15 protein-coding genes and 1 pseudogene are annotated in these 15,855 nt (G+C 74.2%); 1 reads left to right on the top strand and 15 read right to left on the bottom strand.

Annotated features, from left to right (window positions below; all coding sequences use genetic code 11):
• Positions 1 to 230 precede the first annotated feature (230 nt).
• The 10 genes from MRBLMG1_RS11350 to MRBLMG1_RS11395 form a co-directional block, all read right to left on the bottom strand.
• On the bottom strand, positions 231 to 428 hold the full coding sequence (locus MRBLMG1_RS11350; protein ID WP_367823275.1) for a hypothetical protein: 198 nt from the start codon (positions 426 to 428) through the stop codon (positions 231 to 233).
• Positions 429 to 658: 230 nt separating this feature from the next.
• On the bottom strand, positions 659 to 1,450 hold the full coding sequence (locus MRBLMG1_RS11355) for an ABC transporter permease (protein ID WP_367823277.1): 792 nt from the start codon (positions 1,448 to 1,450) through the stop codon (positions 659 to 661).
• Between the two features lie 14 nt (positions 1,451 to 1,464).
• The gene (locus tag MRBLMG1_RS11360) at positions 1,465 to 2,238 is read right to left on the bottom strand and encodes an ABC transporter permease (RefSeq protein ID WP_367823279.1); all 774 of its coding nucleotides are present in this window, start codon (positions 2,236 to 2,238) and stop codon (positions 1,465 to 1,467) included.
• The gene (locus MRBLMG1_RS11365) at positions 2,235 to 3,392 is read right to left on the bottom strand and encodes an ABC transporter ATP-binding protein (RefSeq protein ID WP_367823280.1); all 1,158 of its coding nucleotides are present in this window, start codon (positions 3,390 to 3,392) and stop codon (positions 2,235 to 2,237) included. Before MRBLMG1_RS11365 ends, MRBLMG1_RS11360 begins: the two co-directional genes overlap by 4 nt.
• A 196-nt stretch (positions 3,393 to 3,588) precedes the next feature.
• The gene (locus tag MRBLMG1_RS11370) at positions 3,589 to 4,593 is read right to left on the bottom strand and encodes an ArsR/SmtB family transcription factor (RefSeq protein WP_367823282.1); all 1,005 of its coding nucleotides are present in this window, start codon (positions 4,591 to 4,593) and stop codon (positions 3,589 to 3,591) included.
• Complete coding sequence (locus MRBLMG1_RS11375) at positions 4,590 to 6,152, bottom strand: DUF7059 domain-containing protein (RefSeq protein WP_367823284.1); 1,563 nt, start codon at positions 6,150 to 6,152, stop codon at positions 4,590 to 4,592. Before MRBLMG1_RS11375 ends, MRBLMG1_RS11370 begins: the two co-directional genes overlap by 4 nt.
• Before the next feature lie 91 nt (positions 6,153 to 6,243).
• A complete protein-coding gene (locus MRBLMG1_RS11380) occupies positions 6,244 to 6,936 on the bottom strand; it encodes a small secreted protein (RefSeq protein ID WP_367823285.1) in 693 nt (230 codons plus the stop codon).
• Positions 6,937 to 7,119: 183 nt separating this feature from the next.
• A complete protein-coding gene (locus MRBLMG1_RS11385) occupies positions 7,120 to 9,438 on the bottom strand; it encodes a sodium-translocating pyrophosphatase (protein WP_367823287.1) in 2,319 nt (772 codons plus the stop codon).
• Positions 9,439 to 9,653: 215 nt separating this feature from the next.
• Entirely contained in the window at positions 9,654 to 10,112 is a 459-nt protein-coding gene (locus MRBLMG1_RS11390; protein WP_367823289.1) for an ATP-binding protein, read from the bottom strand.
• A gap of 15 nt (positions 10,113 to 10,127) precedes the next feature.
• A complete protein-coding gene (locus tag MRBLMG1_RS11395) occupies positions 10,128 to 10,481 on the bottom strand; it encodes an STAS domain-containing protein (RefSeq protein WP_015034520.1) in 354 nt (117 codons plus the stop codon).
• A gap of 80 nt (positions 10,482 to 10,561) precedes the next feature.
• Between MRBLMG1_RS11395 and MRBLMG1_RS11400 the strand changes: the two genes are divergently transcribed.
• Positions 10,562 to 13,165, top strand: coding sequence for a DEAD/DEAH box helicase (locus tag MRBLMG1_RS11400; protein WP_367823291.1), 2,604 nt, complete (start codon positions 10,562 to 10,564; stop codon positions 13,163 to 13,165).
• A gap of 40 nt (positions 13,166 to 13,205) precedes the next feature.
• Here the strand turns inward: MRBLMG1_RS11400 and MRBLMG1_RS11405 are convergent.
• The 5 genes and pseudogenes from MRBLMG1_RS11405 to MRBLMG1_RS11425 form a co-directional block, all read right to left on the bottom strand.
• A pseudogene (locus MRBLMG1_RS11405) lies at positions 13,206 to 13,598 on the bottom strand (Rv3654c family TadE-like protein); the annotation flags it as partial.
• On the bottom strand, positions 13,484 to 13,843 hold the full coding sequence (locus MRBLMG1_RS11410; protein WP_367823292.1) for a TadE family type IV pilus minor pilin: 360 nt from the start codon (positions 13,841 to 13,843) through the stop codon (positions 13,484 to 13,486). The gene MRBLMG1_RS11410 and the pseudogene MRBLMG1_RS11405, both read right to left, overlap by 115 nt.
• Complete coding sequence (locus MRBLMG1_RS11415) at positions 13,830 to 14,054, bottom strand: DUF4244 domain-containing protein (RefSeq protein WP_367823688.1); 225 nt, start codon at positions 14,052 to 14,054, stop codon at positions 13,830 to 13,832. The genes MRBLMG1_RS11410 and MRBLMG1_RS11415 overlap by 14 nt, the downstream gene beginning before the upstream one ends.
• Before the next feature lie 137 nt (positions 14,055 to 14,191).
• The gene (locus tag MRBLMG1_RS11420; protein ID WP_367823294.1) at positions 14,192 to 14,959 is read right to left on the bottom strand and encodes a type II secretion system F family protein; all 768 of its coding nucleotides are present in this window, start codon (positions 14,957 to 14,959) and stop codon (positions 14,192 to 14,194) included.
• Positions 14,956 to 15,834, bottom strand: coding sequence for a type II secretion system F family protein (locus MRBLMG1_RS11425; protein ID WP_414721570.1), 879 nt, complete (start codon positions 15,832 to 15,834; stop codon positions 14,956 to 14,958). Before MRBLMG1_RS11425 ends, MRBLMG1_RS11420 begins: the two co-directional genes overlap by 4 nt.
• Positions 15,835 to 15,855: the final 21 nt, after the last annotated feature.

The following is a 15,855-nucleotide window of genomic DNA, read 5'->3' on the forward strand; positions in this document are numbered from 1 at the left end:
GGCACGTACGGCGCTGGCACGCACGGCAGCGGCACGGACGGTGACGCTCCCGTCGCTGCGGAGTGTGACGGTACAACCCGCCCCCGTGTCAAACGGCGAAAGCCCGCAACGGCCACTCGAACGGTAACCCGAGTTTTGGCATTCCTGCCGCCCGGACTCCCGGACGGGCGGGGCGGGCGGTCGGGCCGGTGCCGTCGCCGGAGGGACCGAGGCCGCACCCCGGGCGGGATTCAGACGCGTCCGAAGCACCAGAGGCCGAGGGTCAGGACGGCGGCACCGGACAGGGCCGTCAGCGCGGCCGCGGTACGCGGGGCGCCCCCGTACACCACGGGCTCACGGTGCAGTGAGCGCACGGCGGTCCACAGCAGAAGCGCGCCTCCGAACAGCGTGAACGCCGCCCCCGCGAAGATCGCCGGCCCGCTTTCCATGCCCCTACCCCGTTCCGTCCACGTGCGGTGTTCGTCTCCCGGGGCCGAGGCTGGCACCTCCGGGCGTCATGGGTGCGAATTCCGGGTGAACGACGAGGGGCGCCCCGGACGGTTTCACGAAGATGGCCGGTAGTGACCCATTCCTCACCCTCTTTTTTCCCTCCCCTCCCTCCCCCACCCCCCCGCTCCACCCCTCCCTACCCCCTCTCCCTGGCCTCACGTCTCTTCCGTCACATCGTGTCGAGCGTGGCCCGGCGCCGGCTGCCGCGCTCGAAGACCCCGAGCAGGGCGACGGCGAGCAGCGCCCACCCGGCTCCGACCGCGAGCTCGGCCCCGAGCAGCGCCCCGTCGAGGCCGGCGCCCGCGGTCAGCCCGCGCGCCGCGTCCGCCGCGTGCGTGAGCGGCAGCAGCTCACCGGTCGTCCGCATCCATCCGGGCAGCGTCTCCCGGGGCACGGCGGCGCCCGTCAGGAGGAGCAGCACCGAGCTGGCCACGTTCGACACCAGGAACACGTCACGGAAGCGGAGCCCGAGCGCCCCCAGCGCGAGCCCGAACGCCGAGCAGGCGCCCGCCGCCGCCAGCAGCACCAGACCGAGCCCGGGCAGCGCCCCGGCGGGCACGGGCAGCCCGAGCACGAGCGAGGCCGCGGTGAGCACGAAGGCACTGACGAACAGCCCGTTGAGGACGTACGGGAGGGCGCGCCCGATCCACAGCGGGACCCGGTGCCGGGGAGAGAGCAGGACGGCCCCGAGGGTGCCGTACCTGCGCTCGTTCGCGACGGCCATCGTGCCGCCGTACACGCAGGAGGCGGAAGCTGCGAGGACGGCGTTTCCGACGAGGTGGAAGCGGTCGTCGGCGACACCCAGTTCCCTGCCCAGGAAGACGAAGAAGAAAACCTGGAGCAGCGGCCCGACCAGCAGGGTTCCGATGAACATCGGCGGGGTGGTCCAGTTGAACAGCGCCCGGTAGGAGATCGCCCCGCCGACGACGACGCGCCGGGCGGTGCCGAGGAAACGGAACATGTCTCTCTGGCCTTTCAGGTGAGGGCGAGGGTGGCCGCGGCGCGCGCCCGGCGCTCCACACGGCCGAGGACGAGGACGGCGGCCAGGGCGTACGCGGCGCCGAGGGCGACGGCCGCGAGCAGCGGCGCGCCCACGTCCCCGCCGGAGGTCGCCGCGTGCACGGCCCGCGCGCCCCAGGTCGTGGGCAGCGCCCAGGAGATCGGGTGCGTCCAGGCGGGCAGCACCGTCACCGGCACGAGGAGCCCGGACAGCAGCCAGACGGGGGTGTCGAGCGGGTTGGCGAGGGCGTTGGCGTTGCGCAGCAGGACGAAGGTGGCGGCGAGCAGCAGCCCCGTCATCCCGAGCGCCAGGACGCAGACCGGGACGGCGACCAGGAAGAGCAGCGGGTGCGCGAAGTCGAGCGGCACGTCGAAGAGCAGCACGCCCCACAGGACCGTCGCCCCCATCGCGTACGTGCCGATGACGGCGGTCGCGAGGGTGATCGGGAGCAGCACGAGCGCGAGCGGCGTCGGCGCCACGACCAGGGTCTCCAGGGTGCCGAGCCAGCGCTGGTTCTGCACCGCGCCGCCCGAGCCGAAGAGCACCGACCCCCAGATGCCCATGAGTCCGGCCCCGACGGAGGCGGTGAGCAGCCGGTCCGGGTCGCCTGCGGCGCGGAACAGGTAGACGGCCAGGGTCGCGTAGACGAGCGGGACGAGGACGGCGAAGGTGATCTCGATCGGGGAGCGCGTCATGTACGCGACGTGGGTGCGCACTCCGACGAGGATCAGCCGGGGGACGCGCCTCATGCCGACACCTCCGCGCGGCCGTCGGCCTCGGTCGCCCCGGACCCGGCGCCGGACTCAGCCCCCGACCCGGCGGCGGACTCAGCGCCGGACGCGGCGCCGGACTCAGGGCCGGGCTCAGCCCCGGACCCGGCGGCGGACGCGGCCTCCCCAGCCCCGGACCCGGTCGCGCCCGCGCGCCCGCCCGCCGCGTCCTCCACGATCGCGATGTAGGCGTCCTCCAGGGACGGTTCACGGCTCGTGACCCGTCCGATCCGTATGCCGTCCAGCGCGGCGAGGACGGGTCCGTGCAGGTCGGAGGCGCCGCGGCCGGTCTGCACGGTCACGGTCTGGAGCGCGCCCCGGTCCTCGGCCGACACGCCCCGCACCCCGGGCACCCGCCGCACCCGGTCGAGCCGTTCCTCGTCCACGCCGTACGCCTCGATCTCCAGCACGTCCCTTTCCCGCACCAGGGACTTGAGGCTGTCGGGGGTGCCGAGGGCCCGGATCCGGCCGCCCGCGATGACGGCGATCCGGTCGCAGAGCTCGTCGGCCTCGGCCATGTAGTGGGTGGTGAGCAGCACGGTCGTGCCGGCCGCGGCCAGGTCGGCGACGGTGCGACGCAGGTCGCGGGCGGCGACCGGGTCGACGCCGATGGACGGCTCGTCGAGGAAGAGGACGTCGGGGCGGTGCAGCAGGCCGCGCGCGATGTGGAGGCGCTGCCGCATGCCGCGCGAGTAGCCCTCGACGCGCTCCTTCTCCCGGCCCAGGAGGCCCACCAGGCCGAGGAGTTCGGCGATGCGCCGCTTCTGCTCGCGCGCCGGGACGCCGTACAGCTCGGCGAAGTAGCGGAGGTTGTCGAGCGCGGAGAGCCGGTCGTAGAGCCCCCGGTCGCCGCCGAAGACGTACCCGATCCTGCGGCGCACGGCGACGGGGTCGCGGGCCACGTCGTGGCCGAACACCCGGGCCGTGCCGGAGGTCGGCAGGAGCAGGGTGTTGAGCATCTTGATGGTGGTGGTCTTCCCCGCGCCGTTGGGCCCGAGCAGGCCGAACAACTCCCCCGGCCCCACCTCGAAGGTGACCCCCCGCACGGCCTCGGTCTCGGTGCGCCGGGACTTGGGCCACCCGGTCCTGCTGGTGTAGGTGCGGCGCAGCGCGTCCGCCTCGATTGCGAGCATGCGCCGGACGTTAGAAGCCGCCGCCCGGCCCGGCCATCGATTCGGAACCCCCCGAATCGTCCCGCGCACCCGAACGGAGCGGGACCCGCGGACGATAGGAGCGGACCCGTACGCGACCGGAGCGGGACCCGCACGCGACCGGGGCCCGGGCCTCACGCGATCCGTTCGGGACCCGCACGCGTCCCTCGCACGGACGTCACGCGACCGCGCGCAGCACGCCCTCCCCGGTGAGCAGCGCGAGCAGCGAACGGCCGGTGTCCGTGAGTTGGTAGTACACGGAGCGTCCGACGCGGTGCCGGGTGACCACGCCGGCCTCGGAGAGCACGGAGAGGTGCTCGGAGACCGTGCTGGGCGCGAGTCCGAGCCGGTCGGCGAGCCCGGCCGTGGTCAGCGGCCCGCCGAGCTCGCGCAGGACCGCGGCGCGGCCCCGGCCGAGCATCAGGCCGAGCCTGTCGTCGGCGACGGGCTCGGGCGGTTCGCGCAGCGCGGCGGCGCCCCGGGCCTGGAAGCTGAGCGCGAAGACCTCGGGGTCGTCCGTCGAGTAGAGCCGGCAGCCCTCGGCGAAGACCAGCGGCACGAGGACGAGCCGCCGCTCCCCCGGCGCGTATGCGGCGTCGATGTGCTTGGTCAGTTCGAGTACGGGCGGCTGCCACCGGCCCCGCGTCTCCAGGCCGGCGAACAGCGCGTCGACGCCCTCGGTCGCGAACGTCCTGGCCCGGACGAGCACTTCGTCCTCGACGAGGCGCCGCATCGTCGGCCAGTAGGGCTCGATCGCTCCTTCCCAGTAGGCCGCGTACGCGTCGGCGAGGGCCGCGCAGGCCGCCTCCGGGTCCTTCAGGTACGGCTGGAGGAAGGGCGCGTCCGCCATGCCGGGGTAGCAGGCCGCCGCCTGGGCGCGGACGAAGTCCGGGTCGGTGGCGCGCAGCGCGGCCAGCTCCTCGTGCACGCGGACCGTGCCGAACGGCCGGGGCAGCAGGAAGTCGGAGACGTCGTACCGCCCCTCGGCGAACAGGTCCCACAGCGGGCGGAGCCGGTCGTCCTCGCGCCACACCTCGCGCGCCTGCCCGACCCACTCCTGGTACGGCCAGGACGGATGGCGCCACGGCAGCGCGAGGTGCATCGAGCAGAACGCGTCGCGCAGCGGGCTGATCGCGATCCGGGTCGCCCCGAGCGAGGCCTCGTCGAGCTCGATCCGTATCAAGCGCCGCCCTCTTCCCCGTACTCCCCGGAGGTCTCCGCCCCGGTGGGCAGCAGGAATCCCTCCTCGACGAGCAGCCGGATCGCCTGCGGGGTGCGGTCCCGCAGGACGACCGGGTCCTCTCCCATCAGCTGCCCGATCGCGTCGAGGATGCGGCCGGCGCTGAGCGAGCCGTCGCACACGCCGGCGAACCCGGCGCCGATGTGGTCGACCTTGGTGGCGCGGCGCATGCCCCGGTTCTGCCGGAGTACGACGTGCTCGGGGTCCTCGGCGCCCGGCAGCCCGACCTGCTCCTGCACCACCTCGGGCGCGAGCGTGAACCGGTCGGCGAGGAGGGCGGCGTCATCGTGGGTGCGCAGGTAGTCCTGGCGCTCGAAGTGGGCGCGGACGGTGGGGCCGAGGGGCTGCTCGACCGGGTGCGGCCACTCCTCGACGAGGATCGACGGCTCGACCGCGCCGGACGCCACGGCGTCGTTCCGCCGGATCGTGATCCAGCCGAAGCCGATCGCGCGGGTCTTGCGGGCCTCGAACTCGTCGAGCCAGCGGCCGTACGCCACCCGGTACGCGTCCGGGTCCCCGCGGTGGTCGCCGCTGTCGCGCAGCCAGAGCTCGGTGTACTGGGTGACGTCCTGCACCTCGCGCTGGACGATCCAGGCGTCGCAGCCGCGCGGCACCCAGGACCGCAGCCGGTCCTGCCAGTCCTCGCCCTCCACGTGCTGCCAGTTGGCGAGGAACTGGGCGTATCCGCCGTCGTTGAGCCGCTCGCCCGCCTGCTGCACGAGCGTGCGGCACAGGTCGTCGCCGCCCATCCCGCCGTCCCGGTAGGTGAGCCGGGCGCCGGGGGAGATCACGAACGGCGGGTTGGAGACGATCAGGTCGTACGTGTCGCCGTCGACCGGCTCGAAGAGCGAGCCTTCGAGCAGCTCGGCCTCCCGGGCTCCGGAGAGCGCGAGCGTGAGCCGGGTGAAGTCCAGGGCCCGCCCGTTGAGGTCGGTGGCGGTGACCAGGGTGGCGTGCTGCGCGGCGTGCAGCGCCTGGATGCCGGAGCCGGTGCCGAGGTCGAGCGCGGAGGAGACCGGCGTACGGACGGTGATGCCGGCGAGGGTCGTGGAGGCGCCGCCGACGCCGAGGACGACCCCCTCGTCCTTGTTGCCGATGCCGCCCGCGCCGCCGACGGCGCAGCCGAGGTCGGAGACGATGAACCAGTCCTCGCCGTCCGGGCCGCCGTACGGCCGGACGTCGACGGTGGCGAGCACGGCGTCGTCCTCGCGGACCACCCAGCCGTCGTCGAGGGCCTCGTCCAGCGGCAGTGCGGCGGCGGCGACGTCGGGCGCGACGGGGCGCTGGAGCAGGAAGAGCCGGACGAGGGTCTCCAGCGGCGAGTCGCCGCGCGTGGCGCGCAGGGCGGGCACGGTCTCGCTGCGGGCGAGCGCCGAGTAGGCGGGGGCGCCGAGCAGGTCGAGCAGTCCGTCGGCGGTGAAGCCGGCGGCGAGCAGGGCCTCGCGCAGACGGGCGGCGTGCGCGGGCGCCGGGAGGCGGGGGGGCAGGCTGGTCGTACTCACCGCTCCATTGTGACCGCCGCCACCGACATCCGGACCGCCGACCCGGCGGCGGGCGGCCGATCGCCGAGGCCGCCGGGCCGGAAGCCGGGTCCTACTCCTCGGTCTTGCCGGCCGCGGCCGTCTTGGTCGGCTTGGCGGAGGCCGTCTTGCTCGGGTCCGCGCCGCTGCCGGAGGGGTCCGAGCCCTTGCCCGACGGGGTGGAGCCGGGCTGCGGGGAGGCGGAGGTCTTCGGCGGGACCGAGGCCGTCGGCTTCTGGCAGCCGGGCTGCTTGGCCATGGCCTGGCCCAGCTCGCCCTCCTCCAGCTTGGACAGGGCGTTCTGGTCCATCTTCTCGATCTTGGTCAGGCCGTCGGCGACGCCCTGGAGGCCGTCGGCGAACTTCTGCTGGTTCGTCGGGTCCAGCGCGTCGACCTGCTTCTTGAGCCCCTCGTAGGCCACCGCGGTGGCGTTGAGCTCCTTGATCGCGTCCTGCTGGACCTTCGCGCCGTTCTCGACGGGCGGGGCGCCGGCGGCGTCGACGGCCTTGGCGAGGGCCCGGTCGGCGTCGGCGATGTCCTGGAACGCCTTCGAGTCGGCGGCCTGGATCTCGGCCGGCTTGCTGTCGGCGGCGGTCGAGATGATGATCTGGTGGGCGTCGGCCCGCTTCTGGATCTGGGGCTTCGCCTGATCGCAGAACGTCTTCGCCCAGTCACCCACCTTGTCGCCCTCGTCGTCGCTGCAACCGGACAGCGCGAGCACCAGTACCGCGCCGCCGGACAGTGCGGCCGCAAGCTTCTTGTTCAACGGATCGGTCCCTTCCAGGGGTCTCGGCCCCGGAACATACACGCCGAACGGGCTACTTCCACCTTTCGTGGGACTGATTCATCCCACATTGCAGCCTTTTGAACCAAGCGACGACTCTCACAACCACTCCCGAAACCCGCGGTAATGAGACGGACGACACGTCAGGAGTCCACGGACCAGACGTCAGGAGACCGCGACCGAGCGCCTCTTGGACACCCGGACCGCCGCGACGACCACGACGAGCGCCACCGCGGCGACCGCCGCCCGCAGCCCAGGGCTCGCGTCGTCGCCGTATCCGAACCGCACGACCGCCGGGGCGATCAGCAGCGCGACCAGGTTCATCACCTTCAGGAGCGGGTTGATCGCCGGGCCCGCCGTGTCCTTGAACGGGTCGCCGACGGTGTCCCCGATGACCGTCGCCGCGTGCGCCTCGCTGCCCTTGCCGCCGTGGTTGCCGTCCTCGACCAGCTTCTTCGCGTTGTCCCAGGCGCCACCGGAGTTGGCGAGGAACACCGCCATCAGCGCGCCCGTGCCGATCGCCCCGGCGAGATACGAACCGAGCGGGCCGACGCCGAGCGCGAAGCCGACCGCGATCGGGGCCATCACGGCGAGCAGCCCGGGCGTGGCGAGTTCGCGCAGCGCGTCCCTGGTGCAGATGTCGACGACCCGCCCGTACTCCGGCTTCTCGGTGAAGTCCATGATCCCGGGGTGCTCGCGGAACTGCCGCCGCACCTCGTACACCACCGATCCGGCCGACCGGGACACCGCGTTGATGGCGAGCCCCGAGAAGAGGAAGACGACGGCCGCGCCGAGGATCAGCCCGAAGAGGTTGTTGGGCTGCGAGATGTCCATCGAGAGGGTCAGCGCGTCCGCCTTCCCCCCGAACTCCCCGACGTCGGCGATCGAGGTCGCGATGGCGTCCCGGTACGAGCCGAAGAGCGCCGAGGCCGCCAGGACGGCCGTGGCGATGGCAATGCCCTTGGTGATGGCCTTCGTCGTGTTGCCGACCGCGTCGAGGTCGGTGAGCACCTGCGCGCCCGCGCCCTCGACGTCCCCGGACATCTCCGCGATGCCCTGCGCGTTGTCGGCGACCGGGCCGAAGGTGTCCATGGCGACGATCACGCCGACGGTGGTGAGCAGGCCCGTCCCGGCGAGCGCGACCGCGAACAGCGCCAGCATGATCGACGCGCCGCCGAGCAGGAACGCGCCGTACACGGTGAGCCCGATGAGCAGGGCCGTGTACACGGCGGACTCCATCCCGAGGGCCACGCCCGCGAGGACCACCGTCGCGGGCCCGGTGAGCGAGGACTTGCCGATGTCCCTGACCGGCCGCCTGCTGGTCTCCGTGAAGTAGCCGGTGAGCTGCTGGATGAGCGCGGCCAGGACGATGCCGAGGGCGACCGCGACCAGCGCGAGGACCCGCGGATCGCCGCCGTGGTCGGCGATGCCCGGCTCGGTGACGCCGTCGAGCTCGGCGTACGAGGACGGGAGGTACGTGAAGGCGGCGACGGCGACCAGCGCGAGCGAGACCACCGCCGAGACGAGGAACCCGCGGTTGATCGCGGTCATGCCGCTGCGGTCCGCGCGCCGGGGGGAGACCGTGAAGATGCCGATGACCGCGGTGACCACGCCGATCGCCGGGACGATCAGGGGGAACGCGAGCCCGTGGTCGCCGAAGGCCGCCTTGCCGAGGATGAGCGCGGCGACCAGGGTCACGGCGTACGACTCGAAGAGGTCGGCGGCCATGCCCGCGCAGTCGCCGACGTTGTCGCCCACGTTGTCGGCGATGGTGGCGGCGTTGCGCGGATCGTCCTCCGGAATGCCCTGCTCGACCTTGCCGACCAGGTCGGCGCCGACGTCGGCGGCCTTGGTGAAGATACCGCCGCCCACCCGCATGAACATCGCGACGAGCGCGGCCCCCAGCCCGAAGCCCTCCAGGACCTTCGGCGCGTCGGCGGCGTACACGAGGACGACGCACGCCGCCCCGAGCAGTCCGAGGCCGACCGTGCACATGCCGACCACCCCGCCCGTACGGAAGGCGATCCGCGTGGCCCGGTGCGCGACCTCCGTCAGGTCCTTCTCGGGTGCGCCCGGCGCCGGAGTGGCCTCCCTGGCCGCCGCGGCGACCCGCACGTTGGCCCGTACGGCGAGCCGCATGCCGATGTACCCGGTGACCGCCGAGAACAGCGCCCCGACCAGGAAGAACAGGGAGCGGCCGGCCCGCTGGGACCAGTTGTCCGCGGGCAGCAGCATCAGCAGGAAGAACACGGCGGCCGCGAAGACGGCGACCGTCCGCAGCTGCCGCGCGAGATAGGCGTTCGCCCCCTCCTGCACGGCGGCGGCGATCTCCCTCATCCGCTCGGTGCCCTGGCCGGCCGCGAGCACCTGGCGTACGAGGAGCCGCGCGACGACCAGCGCGGCGAGGGCGACGCCTGCCACGACGACCACGATCGTCCGGTTCCCGCTCGTGAGCACCGCGGCGGCGAGGGATGTGGGGTACATGGGGACGGATCATAGGGAGACGAACCGTCGCATATGGGGACGCTGCCGAGCCGCCACACGAATGCACCCGTCCGACACGGGGACGGCGTAGGGGCTCGGGCCTCGGGGCGAGGGACGGGGCGGGGGTACGGGACGGGGGTACGGGACGGCCGGGCTCCGGGCGGAAAGGAAAGAGGCCCCGCGGTGCGGGGCCTCTTTCCTTCTGCGTGTACGGGTCAGGACAGAACGTCCGCCGAGCTCACCGGCCAGCTCATCCGAATGGTGCCGCCGTCCTCGCCGGCGCTCACCTCGACGTCGTCGACGAGCCCGCGGATCACCGCGAGGCCCATCTCGTCCTCACCGTCGGCGTCGTCGAAGTCCTCGACCGGGGCCGAGGACCGCGCACCGGGAACACCGGCGGCATCGGCCGCCGCCACACCCGCGCCCGGCACCTCGTCGCCGACCGCGATGGAGAACGTCTTCTCCTCCTCGGTCAGCACGACCCGGATGGGCGTGGTGACGCCGTTGCTGCGATGCAGCCCGACCGCACGGGTGCATGCCTCACCGACGGCGAGACGCACCTCGTCGAGGACCGCCTCGTCCACCCCCGCCCGGCGCGCCACCGCGGCCGCCACCAGGCGGGCCGTACGGACGTGCTCGGGCTGAGCGCTGAAACGGAGTTCAACGGTGGCCATGCGAACCCCCTGGGCTCAGTCGACGGCGTTGACGGCCTCGTCGACCGAGGTGTGGATCGGGAACACCTTGGTGAGGCCCGTGATCCGGAAAATCTTGAGAATGCGCTCCTGGTTGCAGACGAGACGCAGCGAGCCCTCGTGCGCGCGCACGCGCTTCAGGCCACCTACGAGCACACCCAGGCCGGTGGAGTCGAGGAAGTCCACGCCCTCCATGTCGACGACCAGGTGGTAGCTGCCGTCGTTCACCAACTCGACCAACTGCTCGCGCAGCTTGGGCGCGGTATACACATCAATCTCGCCACCGACCTCGACGACCGTACGGTCGCCACCAGCGCCGGACACATTGCGAGTCGACAGGGACAGGTCCACGGATCCTCCAGCACCTTGCTATCGGGCGATCGCCCCCTCGGGCCTCCCAGGCGGAGCCAGGGAACTGATCGCCAGCCGCGATGGCATTCAATCACTTACCAGCAGCCATGCACGACGCCTTGGAAGCATTGTCCGTCATGGCAGTGACACACTCGGTGCCGATGGCCAAGAATCAGCGCACCCGTCGACCGGCCGGGGACACGGGCAGTCGCCCTTCCCCCGGCGTGGTCCTCGACCGGCTCGCCGCGGGCGAGAGCCGGTCTTCGCGCATCACCCATACGGAGCACATGCCCGCCCGGGAGGGCCGTCATGCCGTCTGGCCGCACCGGATCCGGCCCGAGGTGATCGCGGCGATCCAGGCGGCCGGGATCGACCATCCGTGGGAGCACCAGGCGACGGCCGCCGAGCACGCCCTGGACGGGGAATCCGTGGTGATCGCCACGGGCACCGCCTCGGGCAAGTCGCTCGCCTACCTCGCCCCGGTCCTCACCACCCTCCTGGACGGCTCCGAGGCCGCCAACGGGCGCGGGGCCACCGCCCTCTACCTCTCGCCCACCAAGGCCCTCGCCGCCGACCAGCGACGCGCCGTGCGGGAACTGGCCGCCCCGCTCGGCAACCGGATCCGCCCCGCCGTCTACGACGGCGACACGCCGGTCGAGGAACGCGAGTGGGTCCGCCAGTACGCGAACTACGTGCTGACCAACCCCGACATGCTGCACCGGGGCATACTCCCCTCCCACCCCAGGTGGTCCTCCTTCCTGCGCGCCCTGCGCTACGTCGTGATCGACGAGTGCCACACCTACCGCGGCGTCTTCGGCTCCCACGTCGCCCAGGTGCTGCGCCGCCTGCGCCGGATCTGCGCCCGGTACGGCTCCGAACCGGTCTTCCTCCTCGCCTCCGCCACCTCCGCCGACCCCGCCCTGGCGGCCGGCCGTCTCACCGGCCTGCCGGTCACCGAGGTCTCCGACGACGCCTCCCCCCGCGGCGAGCTGGTCTTCGCCCTGTGGGAGCCGCCGCTGACCGAGCTGCACGGCGAGCACGGCGCCCCGGTACGGCGCACCGCCACCGCGGAGACCGCGGACCTGCTCACCGACCTGACCCGCCAGGGCGTCCGCTCGGTCGCCTTCGTGCGCTCCCGGCGCGGCGCCGAACTGATCTCGGTGATCGCCCAGGAACGGCTCGCCGAGACCGACCGCGCCCTGGCCCGCCGGGTCGCCGCCTACCGGGGCGGCTACCTCCCCGAGGAGCGGCGGGCCCTGGAGCAGGCCCTGCACTCCGGCGAGCTCCTCGGCCTGGCCGCCACGACCGCCCTGGAGCTGGGCGTGGACGTCTCAGGCCTGGACGCGGTCGTGATCGCCGGCTATCCGGGCACCCGGGCCTCCCTGTGGCAGCAGGCAGGCCGCGCCGGCCGTTCGGGCGAGGGCGCCCTCGCCGTCCTGGTCGCCCGCGACGACCCGCTGGACACCTTCCTGGTCCACCACCCGGAGGCGATCTTCGACCAGCCCGTCGAGTCGACCGTCCTGGACCCCGACAACCCCTACGTCCTCGCCCCCCATCTCTGCGCCGCCGCCGCGGAGCTCCCGCTGACGGATCCCGACCTGGCGCTCTTCGGCCCGGCCGTCCCCGGCCTGCTGCCCCAGCTGGAAGGGGCCGGGCTGCTGCGCCGCCGCGCCACCGGCTGGTACTGGACCCGCCGCGAGCGGGCCGCCGACCTCACCGACATCCGGGGCGGCGGCGGCAGCCCCGTCCGGATCGTCGAGTCCGGCACCGGCCGCCTGCTCGGCACGGTCGACGAGGCCGCCTCCCACACGGCCGTCCACGAGGGCGCCGTCCACCTCCACCAGGGCCGCACCTACCTGGTGCGGGAGCTCGACCTCAAGGACTCCGTCGCCCTCGTCGAGGAGGCCGCCCCGCCGTACTCCACCACCGCCCGCGACACCACCTCCATCACCGTCCTCGAAACCGACACAGAGATCCCCTGGGGAGCCGGCCGCCTCTGCTACGGCTCCGTCGAGGTCACCAACCAGGTCGTCTCCTTCCTGCGCCGCCGGCTGATCACGGGCGAGGTCCTCGGCGAGACCAAGCTCGACCTGCCGCCCCGCACCCTGCGCACCCGGGCCGTGTGGTGGACGGTCACCGAGGACCAGCTCGACGCCGCCCGGATCAACCCGGAGATCCTCGGCGGTGCCCTGCACGCCGCCGAGCACGCCTCCATCGGCATGCTGCCGCTCTTCGCGACCTGCGACCGCTGGGACATCGGCGGCGTCTCCGTCCCGCTCCACCCCGACACGCTGCTTCCCACCGTGTTCGTGTACGACGGCCACCCGGGGGGCGCGGGCTTCGCCGAACGCGCCTTCCACACGGCCCGCGCCTGGCTGACCGCCACCCGCGAGGCCATCGCCTCCTGCGAGTGCGAGGCGGGCTGCCCCTCCTGCATCCAGTCCCCGAAGTGCGGCAACGGCAACGACCCGCTCCACAAGCGCGGCGCCGTACGCCTCCTCACGGAACTCCTGCGGGAGGCACCGGAAGCCCCACCGGCCGCCTCTCCCCCGGAAGAGGCCCCCCAGGCAGCGCCTCGGGCAGTTCCGCCGGCAGCCCCTCGAGCGGAGGAGCGTCGGGCAGAGGAGCGTCGGGCAGCCCCTCGGGCGGAGGAGCGTCCTCCGCCGGTCCCGCCCGCGACCTGACCTCCGGCCGGTACGGCCCGCGCACGACCCGGGCGGTCACCTCGGCGACCTCGCCGCGCAGCACGCACCCCGCCAGCTCGGCACCCTGCGCGGCCGCCACCCGGGACGCGGCGGCACACGCCTCTCCCTCGCCCCACAGCGCCCGGTCCGCGGCGGCCAGCGCGGCCAGATCGGCCGCCCCACCCGCCCGGTGCCTGGCCGCCACGGCCTGCCCGAGCGCCAGCACCGCCCCGAACACCACGCACAGCGCACACGCCGCGAACGCCGCCCAGACGGTCGCCGCGCCCCGGTCCCCGCACGGCGGCCGACGCCCGGCCGTCACGGCGGCCCCCCAGCGGCCGCCGTGTCCTCCGCGAGGGCCGCGGCGTCCGCGTGCAGGGTGAGGCCCATGCCCCGGGGGCCGGGGGCCGCCGCCTCCACCGTCACCCGCCACAGCTCTCCGGAGCGCGTCACCGACACCCGGGCGCCCTCGGGCGCGGCGGCGCGGGCCGCCGCCTCGGCGGAGGCCACCGGTTCGGAGCGGGCCGCCGCCCGTGCCCCCGCCCGTGCCGCGTCCACGCACCGGATCTGAGCCGCGGCGGCGGCCAGCGCCCAGAGCAGGGTCACGGTGAACAGCGCGAGGACCGGCAGGACCATCGCCGCCTCCACGGTCACGAATCCCCGGTCAGAACGGCGCATCGAGGGCCTTCCCGATCACCGATTCCAGTGCTCCGGAGACGGCGTCACTGGTCACGATCTTGTACAGCACGGCCGCGAACGCCGCCGCCGCGATCGTCCCCACCGCGTACTCGGACGTGGTCATCCCCGCGTCCCGGCGCGCCGCGGCCCGCCGGGCCCGCCACCACCCGCTCACCGACACCGCCACCTTGCCCGCCGCACCTGCCGCCATCCCTGCCACCTTGACCACCATGTCCGCCTCCTCGTCCCGTCCTGCCGTGCTTGCCGTGTCTGCCGTGCCTGTCGTGCCTGGCATGGCTGTCGTTCCTCTCGCGCTCGCCGTGCCTGGCGCGCGATGTCCTGGTCCTGTCATCCGTCGAGCAGCCCCGTCGCCAGTCCGATCACCACCGGGGCCACCCCCACCGCCAGGAAGGCGGGCAGGAAGCACAGCCCCACGGGGGCGCTGATCAGGACCTGGGCCCGGCGGGCCCGGGTCGCCGCCGTGCGGGCGCGGGCCGCGCGGAGGGCGGTCGCGTGCCGGGCGACGGCCTCCGCCGCGGGTGCTCCCGAGGAACCGGCCCGTTCCATGCAGCGGGCCAGCCCCGAGGCGCCCGGTATCGCGCCGAACCTCCGCCACACCTCGGCCGGTTCCCCGCCGAGGCGCAGTTCGGCCGCCGTGCGGGTCAGCCGTTCGCCCAGCGGTCCGCCCAGCGACCGGCCCACGGCCTCCGCCGCCTCACCGGGCCCGGCACCGGAGGCGGCGCAGGCCGCCAACAGGTCGGCGGCGAGCGGAAGGTGACGTGTCGCCTCCTCGACGTCGGCGGGTGCGGACGCGCGCTTCGCGGCTCCCTGCCGCAACCCGGCCGCCACCAGGACGCCCGCGCACAGGCCTCCGATCGCGCCGAACAGCGCCCAGCCGAGGCCGGCCGCCACGAGCGGCGCCATCCCGTACCCCAGCCACGACGGCGGCCCGGCCCGGGCCGTGCGGGTTCGTGGCGCGGGCTCAGGGAACAGGCCCCGCAGCCTCCGTCGCTGTGCCCGCGCCCGCCGCCCGCGAACCAGCGCCCAGAGGATCTTCGCGGCCGCGTAGACGACCAGGGTCAGGAGCGCCGATGTCTGAAGTGCGTTCAGGGTCATGGTCGTTCGCCTCCTCGTACGATCCGTGCGGCCCACCACAGGCCGGTCGCTTCCAGGGCCCCGCCCACGACCAGGCAGCCGAGGCCCGCGGGCGTGTGCAGCAGGACCCGCAGCGGGTGGGCGCCCAGTGCGGCGCCGAGGGCGAGGCCGGCCGCCGGAAGCAGTGCGAGCACCACCACCGTCGCCCACGCACCGGCAAGTTCGGCCCGCAGCCGCTCCCGCTGCTCGCGGTGGTCGCGCAGGGCGGCCTCCAGACGGTCGAGCCCCGCGGCCAGACCGGCACCGCCGTCCACGGCCACCTGCCAGCAGGCCGCCATGCCGGCGAGGCCGTCGGCGCCGTCCTGCCGGGCCGCCCTGCGGAGTGCCTCCGGCACGTCCCCGCCGAACCGGGCCGCCGCGAGCACGCCCGCCTCCTCGTGGCCGAGCGCGCCCGTCTCCCGGGCCGCGAAGGCCAGCGCCTGCGCCGGCTGCCACCCGGCCCTCAGCTCGCCGACGACCGCCGCGCACAGGGCCACCACCCGTTCGGCCCGCGCCTCCCGTTCCCTCCGGCGCCCGGCGGCCCGCAGCCGCCGCTCCACCACCGGCACGGCGACCGCTCCCAGCACCAGCGGCACCGGTGACTCGCCGAGCAGCGCGAGCGCTCCGGCCGCCGGCAGGCACAGCCACGCGCGCCGCCCCCGCAGGACGGCCCACCACCGCGCGGCCACCGCCGGCCATGCCGCCCCGGTACCTGATCCGCCTTTACGGCCACCGGGAGCGCCGGCCGTGAGCAGCGCCCGCGCCCGGCCCACCCCGCGCCGCCGTTCGACCGCCCACCACAGCGCGAGGACCGCGCAGAGCACCGCCGCGCCTTGCGCCGCGCCCTGCGCGAACACCGTTTGTCCCTTCAGCACGGT

Origin of the sequence: Streptomyces sp. LMG1-1-1.1, assembly GCF_040815545.1 — a bacterium.
Lineage (GTDB): Bacteria > Actinomycetota > Actinomycetes > Streptomycetales > Streptomycetaceae > Streptomyces.